Source organism: Desulfobulbus alkaliphilus (assembly GCF_016918545.1).
GTDB classification, from domain to species: domain Bacteria; phylum Desulfobacterota; class Desulfobulbia; order Desulfobulbales; family Desulfobulbaceae; genus Desulfobulbus; species Desulfobulbus alkaliphilus.
In genome coordinates this window covers 1-445 of record NZ_JAFFQC010000251.1, presented here as the reverse complement: position 1 = coordinate 445, position 445 = coordinate 1, and the positions used below count along the sequence as shown (strand labels likewise).

At 67.9% G+C, this 445-nt stretch carries 1 pseudogene; it reads left to right on the top strand.

Annotation, left to right across the window (positions count from 1 at the left end):
* Positions 1–445, top strand: a pseudogene (locus JWG43_RS18380) (dGTPase); the annotation flags it as partial.

Here is a 445-nt window from a genome sequence, read left to right as displayed (position 1 = left end):
GGTTGGCGCCGGGATGCCGGCATCCGCTGGTCTACATCATGGAGGCGGCGGACGACATCTCCTACTGCATCGCCGATCTGGAAGACGCGGTGGACAGGCGCATCCTCAACCAGGGCGAGCTGCTGGTGGCGCTGCGCGGTGCCGATGAGGGGGACTACATGGCCAGCCTGCTCGAGGAGGCGCTGGCCTCCGGCAGGGGCTTCTTCCCCCATTTCCGTCAGCATCTGACCCGGGATCTGGTGGCGCTCGCGGCCCACACCTATGTGAGCGACCACGAGGCCATCCTGAGCGGCGCCTACCCCAGGGCGCTCTTGCACGGTCAGGCACCGGCTGCCAGAGTGCTGGATACCCTCAAACGTGTGGCCCGCGAGCAGGTATTCATGCGCCCCGAGGTGGAGGCGCTGGAGCTGGAAGGCCATGCCGCCCTGCGCGGGGTGCTTTCCAC